The organism is Sinorhizobium americanum, from assembly GCF_001651855.1.
Taxonomy (GTDB): domain Bacteria; phylum Pseudomonadota; class Alphaproteobacteria; order Rhizobiales; family Rhizobiaceae; genus Sinorhizobium; species Sinorhizobium americanum.
Map to the genome: position 1 here is coordinate 71941 of NZ_LNQC01000063.1, position 24721 is coordinate 96661.

Annotated in this window: 21 protein-coding genes and 3 pseudogenes; 2 read left to right on the plus strand and 22 right to left on the minus strand. The window is 60.7% G+C overall.

The window, feature by feature from the left end; all coding sequences use genetic code 11:
* Nucleotides 1–2: 2 nt before the first annotated feature.
* The 6 genes and pseudogenes from ATC00_RS18760 to ATC00_RS18785 all read right to left on the minus strand — a co-directional run bounded on the left by ATC00_RS18760 (nucleotide 3) and on the right by ATC00_RS18785 (nucleotide 7989).
* Entirely contained in the window at nucleotides 3–1667 is a 1665-nt protein-coding gene (locus tag ATC00_RS18760) for an ABC transporter ATP-binding protein (protein ID WP_064253931.1), read from the minus strand.
* Between the two features lie 747 nt (nucleotides 1668–2414).
* Nucleotides 2415–3692: an NAD(P)/FAD-dependent oxidoreductase gene (locus tag ATC00_RS18765; RefSeq protein WP_064253932.1), complete on the minus strand. Its 1278-nt coding sequence runs from the start codon at nucleotides 3690–3692 to the stop codon at nucleotides 2415–2417.
* A gap of 255 nt (nucleotides 3693–3947) precedes the next feature.
* Nucleotides 3948–4418, minus strand: a pseudogene (locus tag ATC00_RS18770) (Lrp/AsnC family transcriptional regulator).
* Nucleotides 4419–4476: 58 nt separating this feature from the next.
* Complete coding sequence (locus ATC00_RS18775; RefSeq protein WP_064253933.1) at nucleotides 4477–5811, minus strand: aspartate aminotransferase family protein; 1335 nt, start codon at nucleotides 5809–5811, stop codon at nucleotides 4477–4479.
* A gap of 72 nt (nucleotides 5812–5883) precedes the next feature.
* Complete coding sequence (locus ATC00_RS18780; protein ID WP_064253961.1) at nucleotides 5884–6861, minus strand: phosphotransferase enzyme family protein; 978 nt, start codon at nucleotides 6859–6861, stop codon at nucleotides 5884–5886.
* Between the two features lie 459 nt (nucleotides 6862–7320).
* Nucleotides 7321–7989 carry a haloacid dehalogenase type II gene (locus ATC00_RS18785; RefSeq protein ID WP_064253934.1) on the minus strand — a complete coding sequence of 223 codons (669 nt, stop codon included), beginning with the start codon at nucleotides 7987–7989 and terminating at the stop codon, nucleotides 7321–7323.
* A gap of 254 nt (nucleotides 7990–8243) precedes the next feature.
* On the opposite strand from ATC00_RS18785, the pseudogene ATC00_RS18790 reads away from it, so the two are divergent.
* A pseudogene (locus ATC00_RS18790) lies at nucleotides 8244–8720 on the plus strand (N-acetyltransferase family protein).
* A gap of 393 nt (nucleotides 8721–9113) precedes the next feature.
* Here the strand turns inward: ATC00_RS18790 and ATC00_RS18795 are convergent.
* The 3 genes and pseudogenes from ATC00_RS18795 to ATC00_RS18805 form a co-directional block, all read right to left on the minus strand.
* On the minus strand, nucleotides 9114–9470 hold the full coding sequence (locus ATC00_RS18795) for a cupin domain-containing protein (RefSeq protein WP_064253935.1): 357 nt from the start codon (nucleotides 9468–9470) through the stop codon (nucleotides 9114–9116).
* 16 nt (nucleotides 9471–9486) lie between these two features.
* The gene (locus ATC00_RS18800; RefSeq protein ID WP_064253936.1) at nucleotides 9487–10410 is read right to left on the minus strand and encodes a 2-hydroxyacid dehydrogenase; all 924 of its coding nucleotides are present in this window, start codon (nucleotides 10408–10410) and stop codon (nucleotides 9487–9489) included.
* A gap of 59 nt (nucleotides 10411–10469) precedes the next feature.
* Nucleotides 10470–10631 (minus strand): annotated as a pseudogene (locus ATC00_RS18805) (acetylornithine deacetylase); the annotation flags it as partial.
* 231 nt (nucleotides 10632–10862) lie between these two features.
* On the opposite strand from ATC00_RS18805, the gene ATC00_RS18810 reads away from it, so the two are divergent.
* Nucleotides 10863–11738: a GNAT family N-acetyltransferase gene (locus tag ATC00_RS18810; protein WP_064253938.1), complete on the plus strand. Its 876-nt coding sequence runs from the start codon at nucleotides 10863–10865 to the stop codon at nucleotides 11736–11738.
* A gap of 40 nt (nucleotides 11739–11778) precedes the next feature.
* Here ATC00_RS18810 and ATC00_RS18815 read toward each other — a convergent pair whose 3' ends face one another.
* The 13 genes from ATC00_RS18815 to ATC00_RS18875 form a co-directional block, all read right to left on the minus strand.
* On the minus strand, nucleotides 11779–12078 hold the full coding sequence (locus ATC00_RS18815; protein WP_064253939.1) for an antibiotic biosynthesis monooxygenase family protein: 300 nt from the start codon (nucleotides 12076–12078) through the stop codon (nucleotides 11779–11781).
* The gene (locus ATC00_RS18820) at nucleotides 12075–12506 is read right to left on the minus strand and encodes a cupin domain-containing protein (protein ID WP_064253940.1); all 432 of its coding nucleotides are present in this window, start codon (nucleotides 12504–12506) and stop codon (nucleotides 12075–12077) included. Before ATC00_RS18820 ends, ATC00_RS18815 begins: the two co-directional genes overlap by 4 nt.
* Nucleotides 12507–12516: 10 nt before the next feature.
* Nucleotides 12517–13917 carry an NAD-dependent succinate-semialdehyde dehydrogenase gene (locus tag ATC00_RS18825; protein WP_064253941.1) on the minus strand — a complete coding sequence of 467 codons (1401 nt, stop codon included), beginning with the start codon at nucleotides 13915–13917 and terminating at the stop codon, nucleotides 12517–12519.
* A 121-nt stretch (nucleotides 13918–14038) separates the two neighbouring features.
* Complete coding sequence (gene rraA / locus ATC00_RS18830; protein ID WP_064253942.1) at nucleotides 14039–14512, minus strand: ribonuclease E activity regulator RraA; 474 nt, start codon at nucleotides 14510–14512, stop codon at nucleotides 14039–14041.
* Nucleotides 14513–14521: 9 nt separating this feature from the next.
* Nucleotides 14522–15160 carry a 3-oxo-tetronate 4-phosphate decarboxylase gene (gene otnC / locus ATC00_RS18835; RefSeq protein ID WP_064253943.1) on the minus strand — a complete coding sequence of 213 codons (639 nt, stop codon included), beginning with the start codon at nucleotides 15158–15160 and terminating at the stop codon, nucleotides 14522–14524.
* Nucleotides 15157–16428: a 3-oxo-tetronate kinase gene (gene otnK / locus ATC00_RS18840; protein ID WP_064253962.1), complete on the minus strand. Its 1272-nt coding sequence runs from the start codon at nucleotides 16426–16428 to the stop codon at nucleotides 15157–15159. The genes otnC and otnK overlap by 4 nt, the downstream gene beginning before the upstream one ends.
* 27 nt (nucleotides 16429–16455) lie before the next feature.
* The gene (locus tag ATC00_RS18845; RefSeq protein WP_064253944.1) at nucleotides 16456–17403 is read right to left on the minus strand and encodes an amidohydrolase family protein; all 948 of its coding nucleotides are present in this window, start codon (nucleotides 17401–17403) and stop codon (nucleotides 16456–16458) included.
* A gap of 52 nt (nucleotides 17404–17455) precedes the next feature.
* Nucleotides 17456–18115: an aspartate/glutamate racemase family protein gene (locus ATC00_RS18850; RefSeq protein ID WP_064253945.1), complete on the minus strand. Its 660-nt coding sequence runs from the start codon at nucleotides 18113–18115 to the stop codon at nucleotides 17456–17458.
* A gap of 65 nt (nucleotides 18116–18180) precedes the next feature.
* The gene (locus ATC00_RS18855; protein ID WP_064253946.1) at nucleotides 18181–19260 is read right to left on the minus strand and encodes an ABC transporter ATP-binding protein; all 1080 of its coding nucleotides are present in this window, start codon (nucleotides 19258–19260) and stop codon (nucleotides 18181–18183) included.
* Nucleotides 19253–21013 (minus strand): ABC transporter permease, encoded by a 1761-nt coding sequence (locus ATC00_RS18860; RefSeq protein WP_064253947.1) that lies wholly within the window; start codon nucleotides 21011–21013, stop codon nucleotides 19253–19255. The genes ATC00_RS18855 and ATC00_RS18860 overlap by 8 nt, the downstream gene beginning before the upstream one ends.
* Nucleotides 21014–21076: 63 nt before the next feature.
* Entirely contained in the window at nucleotides 21077–22183 is a 1107-nt protein-coding gene (locus ATC00_RS18865; RefSeq protein ID WP_064253948.1) for an ABC transporter substrate-binding protein, read from the minus strand.
* Nucleotides 22184–22302: 119 nt separating this feature from the next.
* On the minus strand, nucleotides 22303–23397 hold the full coding sequence (locus tag ATC00_RS18870) for an isocitrate/isopropylmalate dehydrogenase family protein (RefSeq protein WP_064253949.1): 1095 nt from the start codon (nucleotides 23395–23397) through the stop codon (nucleotides 22303–22305).
* Nucleotides 23398–23490: 93 nt separating this feature from the next.
* On the minus strand, nucleotides 23491–24411 hold the full coding sequence (locus ATC00_RS18875; protein ID WP_064253950.1) for a GntR family transcriptional regulator: 921 nt from the start codon (nucleotides 24409–24411) through the stop codon (nucleotides 23491–23493).
* Nucleotides 24412–24721: the final 310 nt, after the last annotated feature.

Here is a 24721-nt window from a genome sequence, read left to right on the forward strand (position 1 = left end):
TCTTAAACGTTCGCAGCAGCCGGCCGGGTGCTCCTCGGTCGCTCCCCGGGAATCGCGGTCACCAGCTCGCGCGTGTACGCCGATTGCGGGTTCAGAAAGATTTGGGACGGCGGGCCGTGCTCGACGATCCGCCCTTTTTGCATCACCGCAATTTCGTCGCAGATCTGGCTTGCGACGCGCAGATCATGGGTGATGAAAATCATCGACACGCCGGTTTCCCGCTGGATCTGGTCTAGCAGCTTGAGGATCTGGGCCTGGATAGAGACGTCGAGCGCAGAGACTGCCTCGTCGGCAATCAACAGCTTGGGCTTGAACATCAAGGCCCGGGCGATGCCGATGCGCTGGCGTTGCCCACCGGAAAACTCGTGCGGATAACGTCCGAAGGCGCCGGCATCGAGACCGACACGGGCCAGCAGCCCCCGCGCCTCCTCACGCGCCTGAGCGTAGGGCATGCCGTGCGCGACGGGGCCTACGGTCAGGATTTGTCCTATAGTCGAACGCGGATTGAGCGACGCGAAGGGATCCTGGAAGATCATCTGGATCCGCGGCCGCAGCGGACGGAATTCCGATTCCGACAGCCTGGCGATGTCGCGGCCCTCGAACAGAATGCGGCCGCCATCGCTGTCCTGCAGCTTGATCAAAAGCCTTCCGAGCGATGACTTGCCGGAGCCGCTTTCGCCGACAACGCCGAGCGTGCGTCCTGCGGCCAGTTCGAATGAAACATCCTTGACAGCCGGCACGATACGCTGGCTGCCGAACAGGGCACTGCCGCTGCAATAAGTCTTGGACAATCCTTCGACCTTCAGGATCGTCTCGTTGCTCGCCTTTTCCTGAACGACTCGATCCTCGCCAGTCAGGTGCGGGACGGCGGCGATCAGGCGCTGGGTGTAGGGGTGGGTGGGGGATTTGAGAACCTGCTCGGCGGTGCCTTGCTCGACAACGCGGCCCTTTTCCATCACCACGACACTGTCGGCGATCTCAGCCACGACACCGAAGTCATGGGTAATGAACATCACGCTCATGCCCTTGCGGCGCTGAATGTCTCGGATCAGCTTCAGGATCTGCGCCTGCGTGGTGACGTCGAGGGCCGTGGTCGGTTCGTCGGCGATCAGGACCGTGGGCTCGAGCGCCAGCGCCATGGCGATCATCACGCGCTGGCGTTGCCCGCCCGAAAGCCGGAACGGATACTGGTAGTACATGAGCTCCGGATCGGGCAGACCGACTTCGCTCAGCAGTTCGATGGCGCGGCTGCGCCGCGACGCCTTCGTGCCCACACCATGTGCCGTCAGGACTTCGGTAATCTGCTCGCCGACCGTCATCAGCGGGTTAAGCGCCGAGAGCGGATCCTGGAAAATCATGGATACGACGCGGCCGCGCAGTCCTCGCAGTGTTTTCGCCGGTGCGCCGATGATGGCCGTGCCATCGAGATGAATAGCACCGGACGAGACGGGGATCAGCTTCGGCAGAAGCCCCATGATCGTGTTTGCCGTTACCGACTTGCCTGAGCCGGACTCGCCGATAATGCACAGGATCTGGCCCCGCTTGAGATCAAACGAGATGTTCTCGACGGCGTGGGTCCGCTCCATGCCTTTCGGCAAGTCGACTGTCAGCCCACGCACCGAAAGCGCTGCGTCGTGTACGGAAACAGCCTGGATGCTAGCGGCCATCGAGATCTCCTCCCTCTTTAGGGGCGCCGGTTTTTCTGCCGTGGTTTGCGCGCCGTTCGCGGTTGCGCAATCCATCAAATGGCCAGAAACCGGCCGCTTATGTAAGCATCTGCTTTAATTCCCCGCCAGACCTTCTTGGTCTGTGGCGAAGGATGTCAGCCTGCAGCGTCGACTGCGTCACCAGGGCAATGATCGAACGGTACTGACGGTGCTTCTGTTACGGGTTGCTCGTACACAAAGCTCACGCCGATTCCTCCACTTACGGTATTTGATCGAAACTGCCTTGACGAAAGCTGCGGCGCTGAGCCGATAGGACTGCCGTCGAGGCCCTGGAGCAAGCGACCTCCTCCAGGTGCCGCTCCGATGCCAGTCACTATGACTGTATCTGTCCTAGGCGAGTCGCCGAAAACAGCTGCTGAGGCAGCACGAACTTCCGAACAGAATGCCGGTATTGGCATATTCTGTGCTTGGCGAACTCAGGAACTCGCCTGTGTGCAAAAGCCCCCGACGAAGATGGCCGGCAGCGGTCGACGAACACGACGGCCGTGGGATCGGGCTGCGACTGCAGAGTCATGTGGATCAACGCGGCAGAGAGACGGGTAGGGCGAACTCCATCGCCGCTCAGACGTATGCAAAAACGCGGAAGACTTGCGGACGGGGGGCAGCACGCTGCCTCATTGCCGTGGCTTCTTCGTGCGTTTCGCTGGGCGGAGCTCCACGAGCCTTCTGACGCGGCGCAAACATGGTTCAGGGAAGCATGTCCTTCATCCGGTAATAGGCACCCACAATCGGCAGGAACCAAGGCTTGCCGGTGTGCATCGGCACGGCGCGCCACGCCATGCCCTCAAGCGGATTGGCATCCTTTCGCCCCATCGCCATATCGGCCAGGGCGTTGCCCATCAAAGTCGACAGCTGAGCTCCGTGTCCCGAATAGCCCATGCTGTAAAGCACACCGTCGGCGCCGCCAGCCCGCGGATAACGATCTTGGGTGCATCCCACGAGGCCGCCCCAGCAATAGTCGATCTCGACACCCTCAAGCTGAGGAAATATGCCGACCAGTTGCTTGCGCAAGAGCTGACCGGAGCTGACGTCGGTCTTCTGGTTCGACTGTGCCGAAAATCTCGCCCGACCGCCGAACAGCATCCGGTTATCCGGTGTTAGGCGAAAATAGTTCGCGATGTTCAGCGAGTTGGTGAAGTTGCGGTTTCCCGGCACAGTGGCGGCAATCTCCTGTTCGGTGAGCGGGCGCGTGGCGATGATGAAGGAAGCGATCGGCATCATCCTTCGGGAGAAATAGCCGAACGCGCTAGATGTATAGGCGTCAGTCGCCAGAATAACCTGGCGAGCTGTAAGCGAACCGGTCGGTGTTGTCAGCCTCCATCCATTTGCTGCGCGCTCGCGGCCAATGACAGGGTTCCGTTCCCAGATTGCCGCACCATAACGATGGGCGGCATCGGCCACACCATTGGCGTAGCGGCCCATGTGCATCATGGCGGATTTCGGAGACAGGATCGCCCCGTGGAATGCATCCGAACGGACCTCATTGCGAAGATCCTCACGAGTGAGCCATTCGGCCGACGGGTCGATCTCGCGGCGGATCTCTTCGCACGTCGCCTGCAGCTTCTCGACGTGAGAGGGCTTGGATGCGAGCTTGAGTTTTCCGCCTCTGCGGAAGTTGCAGTCGATCTTTTCCTCCTCAATGAGCGCTTCGATCATGTCGATCGAGTCATCGTAGGCCCGCCACAACCGGCGCGCCTGGATTTCCCCGAATTGGAGCCTGGCGGCACTGAAGCTCGCGAAATGCCCGCTGTTGAGGTGCCCGCCATTACGGCCAGACGCGCCATAGCCGACATGCTCGGCTTCGAGCAAAGCGACTTTTACCCCGGACTTCGCGAGGTTGCGCGCGGCACTGAGGCCGGTGAAGCCGGCACCGATCACCGCGACCTCGAAGTCACCTGAGACAGGCCCGACCACGCCCCCGGCGAATGGAACGGAGGTTTCATGCCAGTAGGAGGCGAATTTCATTGCTGCACACCCTTCATGCTCATCTGAGCCTGCTTCGGAGACATAGAGTGTACGCCAGCTTCTACGGGTGAGGTGCGGCACAAGCGTTCTTGTTTCGCAACAACTACCTGCGTTGAATGGCGCAAACCACAGGATCTTCTGTTTGCGCGCAAACTCCGCGGCCTGCCTCTGCGGACCGCAGATTAGGATGCCGAAGAATATTGGTAATCGCGAGGGCCGCCCGTCGGAGCAAAGGGCGAAGTGCGGATGAAGATTCTACGGCCGAAATATGCTCGTCAGTGGCAGATGTCCCTTCACGACCGGCGATTTCTACGAAGCTGAAATATTTATCAATACCGACGTCCAACTCGACCAGCCGCTCCATGATCGCTTGATATTCGCTGATCCCGGCGGTCACGAATTTCAAGAGGTAGTCGTAGCCACCGGAGACCACATGGCACTCAATGAGCTGTTCGATCTTCTCAACGGTTGCGAGGAAGCGTGCAAAGTCGGTCTGCCGGTGGTTCTTCAGGGTGATCTCGGTGAACACCGTCAAGGTCTGCCCCAACCTGGCGACATTGATCTGCGCCGAATAGCCCTCGATATAGCCCTCCGACTCCAGCTTCTTCACGCGCATGAGGCAGGGGCTCGGCGATAGATTCACCACCTCCGAAAGCTCCACATTTTCATTCGGCCATTCTGCTGCAGGACGTGCAGTATCTTGATGTCGATCCGATCGAGTTTCATGGCGTTAGCTTTTGCTGATGAGAATAGCGAGCCTATTCGGCTGCCGAGGCAGCCGACGTTACACCTGCGCAACGGCCTCCTTGAGCGCGCATTCCATGGCTTCGAGGAACCGATCCACATGCTCCGCTTGGCAAATCAGTGGGGGACGCACCTTCAGCGTATCCTCGTTGGCGCCCGTCGTGCTGATGAGAACGCCATCATCACGCATGAGGTTTACGATATCCAATGCCATGGCGCGCCGGCTGGCCTCTCCCGTTCCATCCAAGCCGATGTCGATGCCGAAGAACAGCCCGGCATTTCGGATGCCGCGAATGCCGGGATGCAGCTTGGCAAGATGCTCCAACCCCACCCTCAGGCGCTCACTCATGGCAAGCGCATGCTCGGGAATCCGGTCCCTGTGCAAGATTGTCAGGACGGCGTCGGCTGCCGCGATTCCGACTGTATTGCCGCCGAAGGTATTTGAGTACCGGGCAGTAGCGCCAAAGCGATCCATCGGTGCCTTACGGCCGACGACCCCGCCGATTGGAAATCCATTGCCCATTGGCTTGCCGAGGGTAACGAGGTCCGGAACAACTTCGTGCCGCCCAAAACCCCACATGTGTGTGCCCGTCCGTCCGAATCCCGGCTGAACTTCATCGGCAATGAGGAGGCCACCCGCCTCCCTCACCGCCTTGACGCCACCTGCGATGAAGCCAGGGGGGTCCACCCAGACGCCGTCGCTCGAAAAAATACTGTCGATGAGGAGAGTTGCAACCCCGATGCCGCGCCGGTTCAGGTCTGCAATGGCAGCTCGCACTTGCGCTTCAAAGAAATCCGCTGCCTGCGATTCCGAAATGCCTGCCGGGCCAGGTAGAGACACCATGCGAACGGCATGACTGAGCGTGACGGCGTAGCCGAGGTTTGGCGACACCATCGACGTGGCCGCGCTCGTGCCGTGATAGGCATGGGAAGAAACGATCACGCCCTCGCTGCCGCTTGCCAGCCGGGCGATCCGGAGCGCCAGATCGTTCGATTCGCTTCCCGTGCAGGTAAAGACAACGCGGTTCAATTCCTGGGGAAAGGTGGCCACGAGCCGCTCGGCATAGTCGACAAGCCTCGGTTCGAGATAGCGGGTATTTGCGCTAATTCGGCTGGCTTGTTCCGCCATGGCAGCGTTGATCTCCGGATTGCAATGCCCGAGAGACGGCACATTGTTATAAAAATCCAGATAGCGACGTTCGTCCGGGTCGTAGAGCCACATGCCCTCGCCGCGGACGAAATGCACCGGTCGGCGGTATTGGAGCCTGTAGGAGGCTCCCAGTACGCTGTCGCGCCGGGCGATCAGTTCAGATTCGCGGGGTGGAATTGATGCTTCCCCAGGCGTAAAGCGGTTGGGCATGAGATCGGTGGACATAGCTTTGATCCTGCTTAAGTTTCCATCCGCGAGAAGGTCGCGAGTTACCGTACTGATTTCCAAGGCGTGTGACTAAACACTCGGAGGGCCCCCGCGCGGGCTAAGGCACCGGGCAACGCACAGCATCTCCGCCTCCCCGACGTCTAACGCCGACAGGATAGAGAGCCCGCGTTCGGCTCGGGCCACGTTCTTCTTGATGTATGCTGCCTCGGCCGGAAACAGCCCGGCTCGCCAGTAGTTGATCAGGATGAGCGCGCTCTGCCGCGCCTTTATCAGTCCGACGAGCAGGTTTGCCTCGAGCGCGGAAAGCGGAAGCACCGAAGCATAACCCGCGATGAGATTTTCTGCGCCGCCCAGAGCCAAGGACGGGTCGGTCACCATGTGGCTTGCCGCAATCGCGAGATCCTGAATCCGTGGGCCCCAGCAGCCGTCGCCGAAATCGATGAACGCGACACCATTATCGGTCAGGAGTGTGTTGAACGGGCTGGGGTCATTGTGCGTGACCTGCCATCCTATCTCGCGCAGTTGCGGCTCGATGAGCTCGACGTAATTGCTCATGGAAAGACGCACGGAATCTGCAACGGCCCCTGTAGGCAAATGCTTCTCCAGTTCCATTAGCCTCGGCCAGCATCCGACATGCCAAAGGACTGGGCGGTGCACAGCGGGCAACGTCAGAGGCTCGAGAGCCAAATTGAGCCTGCCAAGCGCCTGGCCGACCCGGTAAAGGACGTCCGGAGTTGCGTTCGCCTGGTGCAGCGGCACCCCCGAAAGTCGGGTCTGCAGGTAGCCGCAAACATCCTCCTCTTCGAACATAAGCGTGCCGCTGCCGGTACGCACGATATGAGGTACTGCGAAACCGCAAGTGCCTTCCAGCCCTGCGAGGGCCGCAACCTGAAAGCGGAAACTGTCTCTTCCTTCCGGCTGCGCTGACGTTTTGAGGATCAGCCGATCGCCGTTCCACAGCGCGACCTCAGCGGTACACTCGACTTCCGAGGACAGAACCCTGACCGTTCCCGTTAGACCGTAGTGGCGCAATAGCAGCTCACCCAAGACTCGTGCGTCCGCAGGGCTCGGCTTTGTCGCCAGAATAGCGGCAGCAGCCCCAAAATATGCTCTGGTGAAAGGGGCGCGGATCGACTGGTTGCCGTCGAGATAATCCTCGCCGTGGTCTGGAACCGCATCGTTACAAGCACTCAAGATTGAGACCCTCGCACTGTTTGGAGCGGACGCATGCTCATCCGAAATGCGACCATCGAGATGGCATCCAGTCCGCGGCGCCAGCCACGATAAAGGCCGGGCGTTTGCTGCTGATGGCGGGACCACAGTCGCCGCCTTCAGCACGATTGTCTCGGTCCCGGTTTCGGAAATTACCTCATCCGCGCCGGGCTGGTGATGCCACCGCCGTACAAGGCGGCACCGTAGTCGCCCCTCGGCTCCTCGACACTCGGGCAAACCGAGGTTCGTTATCGGGCCGCTGGAAGGGAGATTTTCAGATGTATTCGGACTTCCTCAGAGCCCGACAACGCCCGGCAATTCCGAGATGCCGGCGATCTCGGTGTAGCCGTAATAGGGATTGGCCGGCTCGTGACCGCGATTGACCCAAACCTTGTTCTTGATCCCGAGGTCATGTGCGGACATCAGATCGTAGCGGAACGAGGAGGAGCAATGCAGTATGTCCTCCGGACCGCAGCCAAGCATATCCAGCAAATATTCGAAGGCCCGGAAGTGCGGCTTGTAGGCCTGAGCCTGTTCGGCGGTGTAAACGGCGTGGAAAGGCGCGCCGAGCTTCTCGACGTTGGACATGATCTGCGAATTCATTGCATTTGACAGGATGACCAGCGGAATTTCCTTGGCGACCTTGGCAAGGCCGGCCGGAACGTCCGGATGCGGCCCCCAGGTGGGAACGCGTTCGTATACCATCTGGGCGTCTTCGTCCTTGAAGTCGATGCCGTTGCGCTTGCAGGTCCTCGCCAATGCGTTATGGACCACCTCCGCATAGGGCTTCCAGTCGGCGATGACTTCATCGAGCCGATACGCAGAGAAGTCCGCAATGAATTGCAGCATTTTCTGCTCGCTCATCCTGTCGCCGTAAAGGTCGCGTGCTGCCTCCGCCATCTGAAAGTTGATCAGCGTACCGTGGCAGTCGAAGGTGATGTATTTTGGGCGGAAAGTGGTCATGCGCTTCGTCCTTTTTTGGCGGGGATCTGTTTCCGTCACGAGCAATTGTAGGCTGGCCCCAGCCGCTGTATCGTTCGGATTTCTCGACTCAGGAGCAGAAAATTCTGGACTGGAAGTCCGGTCGTGCCTTTGGATTGCGCGTGGACGCTGATCCGACCGTCGAGGTGCCCAGGGCGGGGCCGCCATTCCCCAGGCAACCAAGAAAGAGACGAACCCGCTTTTCAGCACCTGCCGCAAGCGCTAATCATGCCGCCATGCATATTCGACCCGCCTCATCCGCAGACGCTCCCGCCGTCTGGTCAATCATCGAGGCCATGATCCGAGCGGCAGAAACCTATGCGCTCGATCGCAAACTGAGCCGGGCGGAGGCTCTTGCCTAATGGATGGGAGCAGACAAGGAAGTCTTCGTTGCCGAGCAAGCGGGCGCCATTTTCGGCACCTATTGCATGCGTCCAATCAGGCTAGCGGCGGCCAGCATGTTTGCAACTATAGATACAGCAGCAGATGCAACCGTTAGAGGCGTCCCACGCGGCATGTGCGAACACTCAATGGCAATCGCCCGCGCCCACGGGTATCGGGCAATGCAGTTCAACTTCGTCCTGAGCACCAACCGCCAGGCTATTTCGCCATGGCAGAAAATGGGTTTTGAAGTCGTGGGGCGCGTTGCCCGGCGCGCTCAGGCACCCAACACATGGCTATGTCGACGCCTTCTCATGTATCAAACGCTGTAGACGAAATTGGCATTCGCGACGTTGGATGACGCTGTCCTGGTCCGCAACCAGCATCGACGCACCATAGACCCGCGAACCCCTCGGCCAGCTTAACGCGTGTGAGCTAATCTTTGCCGCCCGCGCCGCCGCGTCGTGCCGACCGTGGCGGAGCTACGCGCTGACGCCTCAGCTCGGAAAGACGCCTGCGCAACTCTATGCCGAAGCCCCTATACGACACAAGACAATCTGCTTCAGGTCGCGGTGAATGCGGGCACTAGTCTCGCGCTCGCCCACTATAATACTGGACCGAAGCTCCCATTCTATTGGGAATTGCCCTACGAGGGCGTTGTCAGGTGAAGCGAAGCACTTCCTGTCGGTAGGTGCACCCGCTGTCGGACTCACCTGCGGCTGCAGTCAATCGTAAACGCAAACGTAGATCTTGCGAACAGTCTCGATCGTGCGCCAGACGCCGACAAAACCGGGCTTCATCACGAAGCTGTCGCCAGCGCGGTAGGTCTTCGTCTCACCGTCCTTCTCCTCGATTTCGACCAAGCCCGAAATGATGTGGCAGAATTCGTAGGTCGTGCCTTTGATCGAATGGTGCTCGCCGGGTGTCGCTTCCCAGACACCGGTCAACACCTTCTCTCCCTTCGAAGCGTCATGTGCCCAGGTCTTGAACTTTGGATTGCCGGAAATATGCCGTTCGGGGCCCGGAACCGCATCCTTGGGCGCGAAGTCCGGGGCAGTGTCGATGGGGATCAGAAGTGACATGTAATCGTCCTTTGGGTTAGTAGCCGCGTGTCCGATCGACGAGGCCGACCAGATTCTTTCCGGCGCGGTGCCGCCGAATATTTTCTACGACCGCTTGAGCCGCCGTATGCGGTTGCGTCACCGAGGCGATATGCGGCGTTAACACTACCTTCGGATGCGACCAGAGCGGATGATTTTCCGGTAGCGGCTCCGGATCGGTGACATCGAGCATCGCTGCGGCCAGATGGCCGGCGTCGAGCGCCTCGATGAGCGCGCTCTGATCCAGCTGCGGCCCTCGGCCAACATGCAGCAGCCGAGCGCCCTGCGGCAGCAGCGAGAAGAGCTCGGCATTGAGGATGCCGCGAGTCTCGTCGGTCAGTGGCAGCAGACAGACGAGAATATCCGTCTGCATCAGAAAGCCGGCAAGTTCATCTGCGCCATGGAAGCAGGTGACGCAATCCAGCTTCTTGCTGCTGCGGCTCCATCCGGATAGCGGAAACTGAAACGGCTTCAGGCGTTCAATTGCTGCCTGGGCCAACATGCCAAGACCCAGGAACCCCACTCGGCGTTGGCTGGCCTGAGGAGCGGCAAGAGCCCGCCACATATGCTGTTTCTGCTGTTCCCGATAGGCAGGCAACTCCCGGTGCAGCGTCAGGACGCCGAGAGCAACATATTCCTGCATCATTCGAATGATGCCATCCTCGACCATGCGAACGATTTTTACATGATCAGGGACGCCGTCCTGGTTGAACTGGTCGACGCCTGCGCCGATGGAAAAAAGCACTTCCAGATTGCCATAGCGCGAGATGTCAGCGGGAACCGTCCAGGTCAGGAGATACCGCACCTTGTCCGGGTCTACGGTTTCGCTGTGATGGAAGAATTCCACATCCGGGAGCTCGCGCGCAAAGAGCTCACGAAAAACTGCCCCGCGTGCGGCATCGGAATTGAAGAGAAATGCCATGGAATCACCATCTTCCGTCAAGCGGCAAGGCGCACGCCGAGAGCCTCGATCCTGGTTTTGGCAAACAGATTGGAGCGATCGCCCTCGGGGCCGGGCTGGACCGTCACTTCGGCTCCCACTGCCAGGCAGTACGAACGAATCCAGTCGACAATCGCCCTGTTTGGAGTGCCCACGACAGAGGGAAATGCGATCAACCTTGCGAGGATCTCTTCGACGTTCATGGGGACCTTGCCTTCAAAGTTGACCCGTGACAGTCAGGCTAAGCCGAGGCAGGAGTTTTCTCTGCCGAACATAGCCTCGGTTCGGCTGAAGATTTCGAATAGTTGACGCGAACAAGTGAAACCTGCCGGCCGCTGCGTGCAATAGTGTAGCTATGTTGCAATCGGCGGTGGGATCAAAGACACTGCTTGACCGAGAGTTGGGCCTCCGATGACGGAGCGGATTAAGCTGAAATGCAAAAATCAGTGCGCCTGAAATCCTTTGAATTGATTGCGCGGGACATCAACGATGTCGACGTGAGTTTGCTTCACGCGTTGTCGATCGGCGTTGGTTGGCCGCATCGGCCCAAGGATTGGGATTTCCTGCGGCGCGCCGGCCACGGCATCGTCGCCGTTGATGGTATCGGACGCGTGTTCGGAAGCGCGATGTGGTTTCCTCACGGGGACGACTTCGCCACGGTCGGCCTGGTGATCACATCGCCTCGCACGCAAGCGCAGGGAAACGCCCGATGGCTCATGGAACAAGTGTTTGAACGCTGCGCCGGCCGCAATTTGAGCCTAAATTCCACCGATGCGGCCTATAAGCTGTACCTTTCGCTCGGCTTTACGAAGGAAGCGATTGTATACCAGTACCAAGGGGACGTCGCACCGACGCTTCCGATGCTGCCACCCCTGAACGGTGAGTTGAGTGAACCGTCAAGGGAAGAGCTCGATGAGATCACCGCTCTCGATGCGCGGGCCTTCGGCGTAGATCGCGGGAAGCTGCTCGCACTGCTTTCGGAGAATGCTTCAATTTGCGTACTGCAACGAGGTGGCGAACTTGTTGGCTATTCCATGTGTCGTGAGTTCGGGCGGGGCCAGGTAGTCGGCCCGATAGTGGCAAGCAATGATCGTGACGCAATCCATCTCACGGCGGTGCATTTGAAGCGGCTGGCAGGACAGTTCGCCCGCGTCGACACGCGTGATACCGGGGCATTTGCCGAATTTCTGCAGCAGTGCCGACTCGCGGTTTCCGAGACGGACACGACTATGTCCAAAGGCCGCCGGTTCCTGAACCGAAAAGACAACGAGCCGTTGGTCTATGGCTTGGCTGGCCATGCGTTGAGCTGAAATACAAGAACCCAAAAGGCCGCGGCCTTCTTACGCATCATCAGCCATAGGACGCCACCGCCTCGGAGTGCGTGACGTTTGGCGCGCCGTCGAAGCAGGAGCCGACGAGCCGACGCCATTCCTGGAAATCGTCAGAGTTGCGGAAATCGACCAGGTGATTGTCGAGCGTTTCCCACTTGACGATCAGGCGGTAGACCAGCGGCGTCTCGACGACGTGGTGCAAGGATAGGCCATGGCAGCCCTTGGCCCGCAGGAACAGCGGTGCGGCTTGACGGACGCCATTCTCGAAGACCTTCTCAGACCCTGGTTCAACGGTGATTTCGGCAATCTCGACGATCACTTGCCGCCCCCTACGCCAGGCTGATGGCCGTGCTCGGCGTCGATCGCCCGCTCCTCGCCAGTGGCGATCAGCGTCCGGGTCGCATCGATCGAGGCATAGATCCAGAAGATCCGCATCGGTTCGGTCGCCGAGGCGTTGATGAACCGGTGCGGTACGTTCGCCGGGATCCAGCTCGTGTCGTTCGGCCCGAGTACGTGCTGGATGCCGTCGATCTCAGCGATCGCCTTGCCGTCGAGAACCATGACGCTCTCTTCGCAATTGTGCTTGTGGAGGCCGATCGCCGCGCCCGGATCGAAGGCGGTGATGCCGTTGATCATGCTGGTCGAGCCGCACTTGCGGGTGACGAGCGGCGTTGTCCGGGCGCCGCCGCCGCGATCGCTCGATTTCATTTCCCTGGGACGCAGGATGGCTGGCTTTGCAGTGGTCATGGCGCTCTCCTTACTCCCGGGCCATCGGCGTCGTCGCGGCTGCCTTCGTGGGGCCGATCCAGACGGTTTTGATGTTGACGAATTCACGAATTCCGTAGACGCCGAGCTCGCGGCCATAGCCGGAGCGCTTGATGCCGCCGAAGGGGTAACGCGGGTCGGAGGCGACCATGCCGTTGATGAAGACGGCGCCGGCGTCGAGATCACGGGCCAGCCTGCGGGCCCGTTCGATATCGCCGCTCCAGATCGCCGAGCCGAGACCGAATTCGGTGTCGTTGGCGAGCCGGATGGCTTCGTCGGCATCCTTCGCCCGGATGATTGCGGCGACCGGTCCGAAGGTTTCTTCGCGGAAGGCCGTCATCTCCGGCGTCACGTGGTCGAGCACCGTCGGCGGATAGTAGAAACCTTCCCCGTCGATCGGTTTGCCGCCCGTCCTCAGCGTTGCGCCGGCAGCGACGGTCTTTTCGACCTGCGCATGCAGGCCGTCCATCAGATTGGCGCGCGCCATCGGACCGATGTTCGTGTCGCGCTCCAGCGGGTCGCCGATCTTCAGCTTCGCGACGCCGGCGCAAAAGAGTTCGACGAAGCGATCGGCAACCGCATCCTCGACGATGAACCGCTTCGCATTGACGCAGGACTGGCCGACATTGATGTAGCGCGCCTTGACGGCGACGGCCACCGCCTCCTCGAGATTAGCGTCGGCGAGCACGATGAACGGATCGGAGCCGCCGAGCTCTAGCACCTGCTTCTTCAGCGCCTTGCCAGCCTGCGACGCGACGATCGCACCGACCTCGGTCGACCCGGTCAGCGTGACCGCGGCAATGCGATCGTCGGCGATCAGGTTGGCGACCTGCTGTGGCTCGATCAAAATCGTGCGGAAAAGGCCTTGAGGGCAGCCCGCCTCCGTCATGACCTCCTCGATCGCGAGCGCGCATTGCGGTACGTTGTTGGCATGCTTGAGGATCGCGCCATTGCCGGCGGCAAACGCCGGCGCGGCAAAGCGGAAGAACTGCCAGAAGGGATAGTTCCACGGCATGATGGCGAGGACGACGCCGAGCGGGTCGAAGGCGACGACGCTTTCGGAGGCGTTCGAGACCACCGGCTCATCGGCAAGATACTGCGGCGCGCGCTCGGCGTAAAAGTCGCAGTTATAGGCGCACTTCTCGATCTCGGCCTCCGACTCGACGATCGGCTTGCCCATCTCAAGCGTGATCATCTCGGCATATCGGTTCTTTCCGGCGCGCAAAACCTTTGCCATGCCGCGGAGCAGCCCGACCCGCTCTTCGACCGAAACCTTCCGCCACGCCTTCTGGGCGTTCGCGGCTGCGGTCAACGCAGCATCGACATGGACGTCATCGTGGAGCTTGTACTCGGCGAGCTTCGCGCCGGTCGCGGGGTTCGTTGTGATGATCATTTCAATCTCCTGCATTCTTCTGGGTGACACCCGCGGCGCGCCGAGACCAACCTCCAGCGGCCGAAAGTCGCTTCACGCGCACCTGCTTGAACAAACGGAGTCGGCGGTGTTCTTCCGCCGCTCAACACAAATCGCGACTGCTCGCCAGCACTCCGTCGGCATCGACATAGACGTAGGCTCCGGGCGCGAAGGTTACGCCACCAAACTGGACGGGAACGCCGGCTTTGCCCGCTCCGTCCTTCTCGGATTTCTTGGGGGAGACGGAAAGGCAGAAGACGCCGACATCCATTTCGTTGATTTCGGCACTGTCGCGCACCGAACCATTGATGATGATGCCGGCCCAGCCATTGTCCTTCAGGATCGTGGCGATCTGGTCGCCGAGCAAAGCCACCCGGCTTGAGGCACCGCCGTCGACGACCATCACGTGGCCGTTGCCAGGCTTTTGCAGTTCAGCCTTGAGAAGCGCATTGTCCTCGAAGCATTTCACGGTAGCGATCGGACCAGCAAAGGATTTGCGCCTGCCGAGCTTCAGGAACGGCAGATTGCAGAAGTGAACGGCCTCGCCATGGGCGTCGACCAGGTCGGCAGTCTTCATGGTTTTCTCCTAGTAGGCACCGAATACGGTCTGAAGTTCCTCGACGTTTTCGCGCGTGAGCATCCGCTTAGGAGATTCGCGAAGCAGAAGGAGCAGCTTGGCGGTCTCCTCCAGCTCTTCGGCTGCGTAGACGGCCGAGGCGATATCCCGGCCGGAAACGACCGGTCCGTGATTGGCGAGCAAGACAGCGGCGTAGCGGCCACCGAGCAAACGGATCAGATCCCCCGCCCCTGCATCACCCGGACGGAAATAGGGAACGAGCTTTACCCGCCCGACGCGCATCACCACGTAGGGGGTGATCGGCGGAATGCAGTCGTCCTCGTCGATATCGCTCACGCACGAGAGCGCCGTCGCGAAGGTCGAGTGCAGGTGCACGACGGCTCCTGCCTGCGGCCGCGTTTCGTAGAACGCACGATGCAGGAACATCTCCTTTGACGGTTTGTCCCCGGAGATGTGATTGCCATCGCCGTCAAGCTTGCTGATCCTTGCCGGATCGAGAAAACCGAGGCATGAGTTGGTGGGCGTAATCAGCATCCCATCCTCGACGGCAGCGCTGATGTTCCCCGCCGATCCGACGGAAAAGCCGCGATCGAACAGCGACTTCGAGAGCCGAGCGATCTCTTCTCTCAATTTGCTTTCGCTGCTCATCGACCGGCGAGCCTTTCCAATGCCTTGCTGAAGAAATCGGGTGAGCCGAAGTTCCCAGATTTGAGAGCAAGTGCCACGGACCGCTCGCCCTCCGACACGAGGACCGGAACACCCGGATCTATCTCCGGACCGATCGTCAGCGCACCGAGGTCGAGCGCGGATACGACGGCTCCGGATGTCTCGCCGCCGGCGACAACGAGACGCCGAACGCCAGCAGCGACGAGCCTCCTCGCCGTTTTTGCAAAGAGCTGGTCCAGTGCGTGGGCGATCTCTTCGCGGCCGTAACGATCCTGAATTCTGCGCACCTCCTCGGGCGTTCCGGAGGAAAAGGCGAGCGGTGCATGGCCGTCATTCTCGCGAAGGAAGGCGACCACGTGCTCGGCCGTCGTCCGGCCGTCCATCACGGCATCGACCTCGATGGCGAGGGTTGGATACCGCTTCCGATGAAACTCGACCTGCTCGCGGGTTGCTCCCGAACAGCTCCCTGCAAGAATCGCTTCCGGTCCTTCGAGACCAAGCCGTGCCGATCCGTTGCCCTTCGCCAGGCCTCGGACGATGAAGTTCGCCGGCAGGCCGATGGCGATGCCTGAACCACCCGTAATCAGAGGATGATCGGCAACCGCACGTCCGATCGATATGAGGTCATCGTCGTTGATGGCATCCAAGACAACGAGTGTTTGCTGCTCTCCCGCCGCGTGCTCGAGGGCCGCCGCAATGGCGTGAGCCCCCGCCCGCACCGTTTCGATGCCGACGTGCCCCACGCTCGATTTGGTCTGGCAGCTCAGCCAGCGACGAATGTCGGCGTCGGTCATCGCATTGAGTGGATGGTTCTCGAGGCCGGACTCGTTCAACAGCTTGTCGCGGACAAAGAGATGACCCTGGTAGACCGTTCTTCCCGCACCCGGAAAAGCCGGGCAGGCCACCACACCCTTCACGCCCAGGGCGTCGGCCAATGCCTCTCCCACGGGGCCGATGTTGCCTGCCGGCGTTGAGTCGAAGGTGGAGCAGTATTTGAAAACGATCTGCTCGCATCCTTGCTTCAGCAGCCACTCAAGTCCCCGAAGCGACTGGTCGACCGCGGCCTTGGCGGCGATCGAGCGGCTCTTCAGGGCAATAACCCCGGCCTCCACGTCCGCCGCCGCGTTCTGGGCCGGCAATCCGAGGTATTGGACCGTTCGAAGTCCGCCCTGTTCGGGAAGGCCCTTGGCGAGCGTGTTGGCAATATCGCTCGCTCCGGTGAAGTCGTCTGCAATGACACCAATCAGCATCGCCATGTATCCTAACGTCTAGCCATCTCAGAAGCCGTACAGCTTGGCGGGGTTCTCCACGAACAGCTTCTCCACCGCGCCGGCATCGGCGGCACAGTCGGCAGCAAGGTCCATGAGTTGGGCATCGTCGGGCTTTCCGTGCTTGCCCGGAGACGGATGCGGCCAGTCACTCCCCCAAAGGACCTGGTCAGGCGCTGACTTGAGGTAGGCCACGGCCAGCGCGCTCATATCTTCATAGTTCGGCGGACCAACCTTAGTGTCCTGGTAGATGCTTGAGATTTTGACATAGGCCTTCCCGGCGCTGAGCAGGTTGCTGACGACCGCGTAGGCCGAATGTGCCAGCGCATCCGGCTGGGGAATGCGCCCCAAATGGTCGAACACGAGGGTCACCGGCAGCGAGCGCAACAGATCCGCGTGCTTCGCGATATCGTCGCCCTTCATGTGCAGCTGCACGTGCCAGCCGAGTTCCGCGACGCGTCTCGACAGCGGCGCAAGCATATCGACGGTCGTCGCCCCTGCGCGCGCCAGATTGAAACGGATGCCGCGCACGCCCGCTTTATTGAGCTTCTCCAGCTCGGCGTCCGTCACCGAAGTGTCCACGACAGCGACGCCGCGCACATCGCCTCCCAATTGCTGCATCGCCTCAAGCATGCAGGAATTGTCCGTTCCGTAGGTGGACGGCTGAACGATGACACTGCGGGAGAAGCCGAGCCGATCCTTGAGACGGCGATAGTCGCTTACGCTTGCATCCGGAGGAACGAGGCTTGCATTGGCAGCCGCAGGAAACTTGCTGTTGTAGATGTGGAAGTGGGAGTCGCATGTATTGGCCGGGACCTTGAACTTCGGACGGGCTGTCCCGGCGGAAAAGGGCACGTCCCCGGCAATCGCGTTGGTTGTTGAGAGAACCAGGCCTGAAGCAGCGATCGTCGCCGTTTTTTGCAGCACTTGCCTGCGTGTCAAATCTACATTGCTCATCAAAGTCTCCTCCGTTTCCAGGTTACGTCTCCGGTGACAGCTTGTTGCCGATCTAGGTCAGCAGGGGGCGAAGTTTTGCCACGGCCGCGTCGGGGCTCGTCAGCACGGGAATAGCGGTGACCTCGCGCACGGCGTGAATCGCACGCGCCATCGAGAAATGGGCGAGCGTGATCGCGTCGAAGCCCTCGAGTTTCGCCGCTGCTTCCGCCACCAGACGGTTGTGCGTTGCCTCGTCGCCGGCCCTGACGGCTTCGATCGCGCTCTCGACGAAGAAGCTCACGATCTCAGCGGAAGGATCCACGCGGGCGGCTTCCTCCCGAAACTCTGCCTCCATGCCATCGCGCGACGGCGGGAAGGTGTAGAGCATGGCTGTCCGCCCGCCCTGCCGGATGGCCGCTTCGAACATCGCTTCGTTAGGCTTCAGGACGGGAATATCGATTAGCGATGCCGCGCGTTCGATAGCCCTGCCAAAGGAAGAGCAGGTGAAGAGAACCGCATCGCTGCCGATCATGCGGGCGTACCTGGCCAAGGCAACGATACGGTCAGTCAGCTCGTCTGTGAGGTTGGGGTGCCTAGCCCTGTCGGGGGACAGGCTGTCTTCGAGAATGTTGACCCTTTCTGCTTCGGGCCAGGCGTTATCGAAAGCGACCCGGATCGGCTCCATGGCGATCGGGGTCGCGTGAACGAGCGCGATCCTTGGATGTTTAGTCATTGTTCGTGTCCTGGAAAAAAAAATGGCGGCCGCCAGGGAGGAGCGGCGACCGCCGAGGAAGGCACCTATTGCTGCGTGCCCGCCGAAAACACCCAGACGCTGTCGGCCGGAATGCGCGCCCACACCTTGCCGGAAGTGAGCTGCTTCGTGCCATGCGCCTTCGCCACGAAGTCGCCGCGGCGCAGGCGGTACTCCCAGCGATCGCCGAGATAAATGCTGTCGTCGAGGTTCATTTCGAGGCCGTCCGCCGCCGGGCTGTCGGTGACGCTGATCTGTTCGACGCGAATGACGGCGCGCGCATCCTCGGCCGCATTGAGCCCGCTTGACTCGCGCACGGTCCCGTTGAGGCTCCAGTTGTCGCCGCCGATCACCGCAGCCTTGCCGTCCACCGCTTTCACCTTGGCCTTCACGATGTTGTTCGCGCCGAGAAAGTCGGCCGAGTAGAAGCTGTTCGGGTTCGAGTAGATCTCCTGCGGTCCGCCCTGCTGGACGATCCGACCGTCCTGCAGCAGGAGAATGTTGTCGGCCGCCGCCAGCGCCTCGCTCTGGTCGTGCGTCACCAGGATCGCGCAGATTTCCAAGTCGAGAATGAGCTTGCGGATCCAGTAGCGGGCTTCCTCGCGGAGCTTCGCGTCGAGGTTCGAGAGCGGTTCGTCGAGCAGCAGCACGCGCGGTTCGTAGACCAGCGCGCGGCAGATCGCGACGCGCTGCTGCTGGCCACCGGAGAGCTGCGATGGGAAACGATCGGCAAGATGGCCGAGCCCCATGCGGTCGAGGATCGCCTGCACCCGTCTTTCGATGTCAGCCTGCGAGACGTTGCGCAGCTTCAGCCCGTAGCCGACGTTTTCCTTGACGGTGCGATGCGGCCAGAGCGCATAGGATTGGAATACCAGGCCGATGTTGCGCTGCTCCGGCGGAAGCGCGAGCTTCTTCTCGCCATCGAGAACCGTCTTTCCGCCGATGACGATCTGGCCGATCTCGGGCTGCTCGAGGCCGGCGACACAGCGCAGCAGCGTCGTCTTACCGCTTCCCGAGGCTCCGAGAAGAGCCACGATCGAGCCGCGCTGGGCCGTGAACGAGGCTCCTTTGAGGATCTGAAGACCGCCCAACCACTTCTGGACATTGTTTACGACGAGTTCAGTCATGGATTCTTGCTCCCAAACGAAGGGCGAGTGCGAGGCCCGCGCCGGTCAATACGATGCTGATGAGAGAGAGGGCGGCGATCGTGTTCATGGCTCCGGTCTGAAGAAGGGAAACCATCAGCGAACCGATCACTTCCGTGCCTGCGCCCATCAGGTAGACGCCCGTCGCGTATTCGCGAAGGAATATGATCATGATCAGGGCCCATGCGCCTGCCAGGCCCGGACGGATGATCGGGATCACCACATCCTTCCAGGTGCGGCCGATCGTTGCTCCGGTCGTGCGGGCGGATTCCTCGAGCTCCGGGGCGACCTGGATCAGCGTGCCCTGCAGCAGTCGCAGGCCATAGGAGAGCCCGACCACGACATAGGCGACGAAGAGGCTGACCAGTGTCGGGCGCAGCGGCGTCAGGAAGGGCACGAATAGGAACACCCAGAAGAAGGCCAGACCGACGACCAGACCGGGCAGCGCGCGCGGCAGCAGGACGATGTAGTCGAGTACGGTGTTCGACGTGCCCCAGTTGCGGTGCCCCGCCAGGCCGACAAGCAGATAGATGCCGACCGCGAGCGCGCCACCGACGACCGCAAGCAGGACCGTATTAATGACGCCGCGGACGAGGCTTGGCACTTCGAGCATGCGGTCGAAGTTCGCGAAGGTGAGTTGGTCCCAAAGGTTGACCCCCTCGCCCCAGGCATCGACGAAAGCGCGCACGGTGATGCCGCCGATCGGCAGGACGACCGACACGAACAGCCAGCAGCCGATGATCGAAAGCGCGATGATCTGGCCGCTCTTGCCGAGCTTGAGGGTGGCGACACGAGCGCCTTTGCCGCCCATCGCCGCGTATTTGCGGGCATTGCGCAGCAGCTTGCGCTGCATCCACACCAGCGGCAGGGTGATCAGGATAAGCACGACTGCGACGACGGCCATTAACTGGTAGGTCGGCGTGCCGAAGAGCGTCGTCAGCTTGTAGATATAGGTGGTCAGCACCATGATCCCGTTCGGATCGCCAAGCACCAGCGGAATGCCAAATGTTTCGAAGCCGAGAAGGATGTTGAGTGCGGCGGCGAAGATCAGCGACGGGAGAACCATCGGCAGCGTCACGTCGCGCGAAACCTGCCAGATCGAGGCGCCAGTGGTGCGGGCTGCCTCCTCCAGATCGGACGGCAGATTGCGCATCGCCGAGGATACATAGAGATAGACGTGCGGGACGTGGCTCAAGCCCGCGATCAGGATCATCCCTGGCAGACTGTAGATGTTCCAGGGCACGACGCCGACGAGGTCGCGGACGAACAGCGAAACGAAGCCGGTCGGTCCGACGGAGACGGTGTAACCGAAGGCCAGAACGATCGACGAGATGAACATCGGCACCAGCACGAGGATCTCGAGCAGTCGCTTCGCCTTAATGTCGGTACGGGTGATCAGAAAGGCCAGCAAACCACCGAGCGGTACGGCGATACCGACCATCCCGAACGAGAATACCGCCGTCGTCCCAAGCGCCTTGTAGAAGTTCTTGTCGGTGAAGACATAGCGGTAGGCGTCGAACCCAAACGCCGCGCGCGGGCTGAAGAAGGCCGCCGTCAGGAAGCTCTGGTAGATGATGAGCCCGACTGGTGCCAGGACGGCAATGGCGAGCAGGCCGATCACGATGGTTCGGTAGGCATTGGCGTTGCCCTGCCTCGGCATCTTCGCCGGATATTTCTTTTCGGCCGCGGCTTTGGTGATGGGCAGCGCCGCCGGGGCTTGAGCGTGGGTAGACATTACTTGCCTCTCGCAAATGGTGTCGGGGCTGCGGCGAGAGAGCACGCCGCAGCCGGCGGAGCATCAGCGACCGAGCGCTGTCTTCCAGTCATTGAGGAACTGGACGCGCTTCATCTGGTCCATGTATTCGAGCACGCCTTCGTCAACGGCGATCGGCTTCAGCCCGCCGCCGACACGCTCGTTGAGCGTCTTGACATTCAGACCGGCGGTCACGTCCTCGCGCACCGACGGCAGACCGCCCTCGGCGAGCAGCGACTGGCCTTCCTTCGAGAGCATGAAGTCGACGAAGAGCTTCGCGGCGTTCGGATGCGGTGCATTGTCGGTGACTAGAGCCAGCCGCGAGAAGGCCGGGGTGTAGTCCTTGGCGAAATGGACGCCGAGATTGGGGCTTTCCTTGACCCATTCGAGGGCGTAGGAACCGATGATGTTGATCGCGATCACATTCTCACCAGAAACGACGGTTTCCTTCATGCCGCCGGAGCTCGAATAGATCTTGGCGCCGTCCTCGCCCATTGCCTTGGCGAGATCCCAGAAGTCAGGGCGCTGACGGGCATCGTTCGAATGGTGCAGGAACCCTGAACCGCTCTTCTCCGGGTCGAAGGTGGCGACTTTTCCCTGGAGGGTGGTCTTGTTGTCCCTGAGGAACGTGATCATTTCAGCATAGGTCTTCGGGAGCTTGTCCTCCGACAGCGCCTTAGTGTTGTAAATCACGCCGATCGGCTCGACCGTCGTTCCGTAGAGCGTGTTCTTGTAATTCGCCCATGATGGAAGATTGCCGGCTTCGGGCGAGGCGTATTCGATCGCATAACCATCCTGGACCAGCGTCATCTGCAGGTCCATCGCCGAACTCCAGACGACGTCCGCGGTCACCTGGCTCGCCGCCGCTTCAGAAATCACCTGATTGTAGGCGCCGTTGGTGCCGAGGTCGTTGTAGGCGATCTTGATGCCGTATTTCTTCGTAAAGGCATCCTGCAGCTTCTGGGACTGGGCAGCATCGGTCGAGGTGTAGACCGAAACCGTGCCTTCCTGCTTTGCGGCCTCGATGAGTTTTGCGTATTCCGCCGGATAGCCGGCCGGGACCTCCTGGGCGAACGCCGCCGTGCCGAGGGTTACGGTTAGCGCCGTCGTGGCAACGAAGTAGGCGGAACGGCCCGATACTTTCATGTTCATTTTCTCTTCTCCCTAATGCGCCCGCGCTCCAAGCTCCTCCGGGCGGTGATACGAGGGCTCAGCCGCCCTCGTATTTCGTGACATCTTGAATTGGATTTTTCGATTATAAAGTACAACCGCTATGCGCTGACAGCTTTCCGCACGCTGCCGTCGTTGCGAACCGCCTTGGCCACCAATGAGCCGAAGACATCAGTGCTGGTGTTGCCGCCGAGATCACGCGTGCGCGTCGCGGGATTGGCCAAGACCTCGTCCACCGCCCGTTCGATTTCCGTGCCGGCGGCCTCGAACTGCGGCAGGCCACGCTGCTCACCGAGCCAGCTCAACATCATCGCTGCGGACAGGATGAGAGACGTCGGGTTAGCGATGTTCTGGTTCTGAATATCCGGTGCAGAACCGTGCTGGGCCTGGGCGCAAACAAGGCCGGTTTCGGCATTGGCATTGATGGAACCGGCGAGGCCAAGGCTGCCGGAAAGCTCGCTGGCGAGATCCGACAGGATGTCGGAATAGAAGTTGGTGGCCACGATCACGTCGAAGCGCGAAGGATCGCGGACGAGGTGCGCCGCCATTGCATCGATGATGAAGTCGTTGAGCTTGACCTCGGGAAACTCGGCTGCAACCTTGCGGACCTGCTGCAGGAACAAGCCATCCGTCAGGATGAAGTTGTTGGCCTTATGAACCGCGGTGACGCGCTTGTCGCGCTTCATTGCCAGCAGGAAGGCCTGGCGGGCGATGCGCTCGCAGGCAGAAGCCGTGATCTTGCGAACCGAAAGCGCGACATCCGGCGTCGGCATGAACTCGCCGGTTCCAGCATACATGTTGCGGTCGGGATAGAAGCCTTCCGTCGCCTCGCGCATGATGACGAGGTCCATCTTCTTGGCGTTGTTCAGGAAGGGACGGGAACGCGCAGGCCGGACGTTTGCATAAAGATCGAGCTTGACCCGAAATCCGGCGGAAACGTTCACTCCGCCCTTGTCGCGGGCCGGGTAGTCCATGTGGGACTGCGGTCCGAGAATAATGCCGTCGAAGGTGCGAGCAAGTTCGATCGTTTCGTCCCGAAGGGTAGAGCCGTGTTTCTCCAAGCTGGTGAAGCCGGTGTCCTCGAAGTGGTATGCGAGGCCGAGAGAGAACGCAGCGTCTGCGGCCTTCATGACCTCCATGGTCGCCGCAGTGATTTCCGGGCCGATCCCGTCACACGGCGTAACAAAAATTTTCATCAGACAATCTCCCATGAGGCGACGAGCACCCTCGCCGCAAAACATCACGGGAGAACTATTGGCTTTTTAAATTCAAAAATGCAATTGGAAAATTCACTCCAGCGTTTTTTCTTGCATCTGATGGGACCACGACCAGGTGATCGGCGACTTCTTTGAAAGGGCTCCGCCGAGGTGCCGGCGCATCGCATAGGACGCCTCGATAACTTCCCCTCTTTCCAAAAGGTCAAGAATATCAAGATGGTCCTGGCACTGGCGGACGAGGCGGCTGCGATCGACGCGGGAGCGATATTCAAGCAGGCGGCGCATCCGGTTGACGCGCACGAGCGACAAATGGAAGAAGGGATTATTCGACATCTTGATGAGCTCTTCGTGGAACAGCGCACCGTTGTGAAGCAGTCGCTCGGCCGGCAGGCGCTCGATATCGGTTTCCAGCATGCGGCTCTGAATGCGCCGCTGCTCCTCGATAATCTTGCGATCAAGCCTGAAGTCGGGCTCCAGCATCGCGGCTGGCTCGATGAGCATGCGGAAGCGATAAATTTGCTCGAACGCCTCGGGAGTCTTCGCGACCGGGAGGAAACGCCAGCCATAGCCCTGCTTGCGCTCCGCCCAGCCTTCGCGAACCGCGCGCATCAGAATGTCGTTTAATTGCATCTTGGTCAGATCATACCGTTCGCGCAGGACCTGCTCGGTCACTTCCGCGGGAATGCGGTCCGTCAGCCAGTCCTCAGCCAGGCGCTGGTAGTCGTTGGCGACCTCGAAAGGCCGCGCTTCGTCGCTGACCGTTTCGGCGAGCGCGCCCGCCGACTCCTTGACGAAGAATCCCCTATTTTCCTTTTGCTCGAGCACGCCCTGCTCCGACAGCATTTGCAAGGCCTCGCGAACGGGTGAGCGGGAGACGCCGAAGCGATCGGCGAGGTGCTGCGTCCGTAGGGGATCCCCCACGGCAAGCTCGCCGGAAGTCACAAGCAGCGTGATCTCGTTTGCAATATTCTGGGCCAATTGGCTTGAGCGCATCTTTTGTGCCTACATTCGACGCAGCCGCGCGTCCTTGTCTGATCACGCCGACCTTAAGCGGCCCGCAGGCGAATTGGAACAGAGAACCCTTTCTTTGGATCAATTTCGGCGCCAAATCCAATAATATGGCGCATAACGGCTTATTGGCATTGTCTTTTGGCTTTTTGATTTTCCAAATGCACTCTCATGCCCCCCCTACTGCGACGTGATCTGAACCGGAAAGTTCGACCGAGGACGTGTGAAAACGCGGGTGCGTGACTGTCAATGACTGCTACTTTTTTCGCGTGTCGTGACGGCGCGCGCTGTCGGC